At 41.4% G+C, this 1,887-nt stretch carries 1 protein-coding gene; it reads right to left on the bottom strand.

The window, feature by feature from the left end:
* Window positions 1-305 precede the first annotated feature (305 nt).
* A complete protein-coding gene (locus SPD53_RS19655; RefSeq protein WP_336253564.1) occupies window positions 306-1,745 on the bottom strand; it encodes a DDE-type integrase/transposase/recombinase in 1,440 nt (479 codons plus the stop codon).
* Window positions 1,746-1,887 lie beyond the last annotated feature (142 nt).

Here is a 1,887-nt window from a genome sequence, read left to right as displayed (position 1 = left end):
GGTAACGTCAAAAGTTCTATGAAAACCAAGTGAAGAATCATCTACATGTCCTTTAGCGACCAATAAAAGGCTGGCTAGAACGAAAGAAAATGCAGAATGGACTCTAGTTAGCACACGAGTTCCTAAAGAGAGGACGACAAATAAACCCCAAAAACTGCGGGTAAGCACATCCTTCCTTGTTTGCCGCTGCGCATTGTCTCAGATGATTTAGGGGTAGTCAAGGAAAGCACTTGACAACCCCTAAACCATCTAAGATTACGTTTCCAAGGCAAACAAAGGGGAAACTGTGGTCAGGAATGTCTTGATCAGGATGCCTGCATTTCTGTAAGGAAGTCCTGAGACATTTCGATTAATTTCGTCCACCGTTCCGGCATATTAGGCATCTTTCTAAGCTCCGGAATGATGACCGGCACGTTGTATTCCAGTGATGCATGTGGTCTAAGGAAGTTAAAATATGCCACAAACAAAGTCACATAGGAAACAGAGCCAGCTTGTGAGCCGAACCCGGTGGTTGCCCTGTAGTTCCCTTTGAAAGACCGGTTTAAACGCTCAATAATCTGTTTCATCGGGCGGTATTCTTTGGACACGGGGTCATCGTTGGTAAGCCCAATAACTTTGTGAAGGTCAAAGTGAATCCCATGCCCAGCAAAATAGTGCTGAGCCAAAATGTAAATGGGATTCCCATCGACAACGAACATTAAGTCCTCTGGTATCTCTTTGAACTTTTGAAATACCTGGTCCAAAGCCTTGATGGCCGACAGCGTATCCCGGTTTGGTGAAACAGGGTAAGACAAGATGATTTTCTTTACCGCATCAAAGAAGAAAAACAAGTAATGCCAGCGACCTTTTACACGAATGTAGGTCTCATCTCCACAAAAGCTGTTAGACAGCTCATAGGGGTAATGGTCAACAAAAGGTTTCGTAATAAGGGCCACGCTATTCATGTAGTTCAAAATGGTCTGGTGTGAAACTTTCACTTGATGCACATCAAACATTAAGGCAGCTGTTTTACGGGCAGAGAGCCCATAGTTTACGTGATAAGTTAAAATCAATCCAAGGGTATGGGGCGAAACGTAAATACGCGAAAGGTCTACTTTAGGCTTCTCCGGAGTTTCCTTGGCTAACGGTTTGAAATCGAAGTGAAACTCCCGAAAGATATATCGAACTTTAAATGCCTGTGGATCTTCTTTGAATCGTTTCTTTTCTTCTTTGGTCATTTGGTTCAATTTCTTTTTATAGAAGGAACATTGATTGTTTCTGCACTTAAAGACATAAAAATCTTTACGTTCTTTAATCTTATCCAGGCTCTTCAAACAATGGGGGCATTTGAGAACAGCTTCTTTCAAGTAGCGATTTTGTTTACTGAACAGACACGCACACACTTTACATTGGTATTGGCCTTTGTCTCCGTTGTTGGCATAAAGATAGGCTGCGGGTGCAGAACATCTGGGGCATGTCATCGTCGTTGGTACGGTAACCACACTGTTTTTACGACGCTTAACCGGCTTTAGCTCTTTACCATGTGCAGCCTGGTAATCGTTAAGCAGTTCCCGATAATCTAGTTTATCCAGGGTTTCGATAATCGGCATGTCATCGACTTCGAACTTACGATAAGGTTTATTGACAGGTTCATCAAATTGGGCTTTAGCAACAGACTTACCAAGAATCATCCCTAAGAGAAGAACGATAATTTTTTCTTGATACTTGATATATTCAAGCAAATAGTATATAAGTTGAGGTAACAACTTGTCACATCCTTTTAGGTATTTTGAGTGTGTGGTTACCTCATAAATAACCTATTTTTAAGGGGGTGGCAAGTTTTTTTGTGTTAAAACGCATAAAAACAACGAAAACACAGGTTTTTACTAAGAAACTTTTGACAATACG

Origin of the sequence: Oceanobacillus sp. MO10714A (assembly GCF_037072045.1) — a bacterium.
Lineage (GTDB): Bacteria > Bacillota > Bacilli > Bacillales > Amphibacillaceae > Oceanobacillus > Oceanobacillus indicireducens.
Note: the sequence above shows the minus strand (reverse complement) of the source record. Positions and strands in the feature narration are given on the sequence as shown.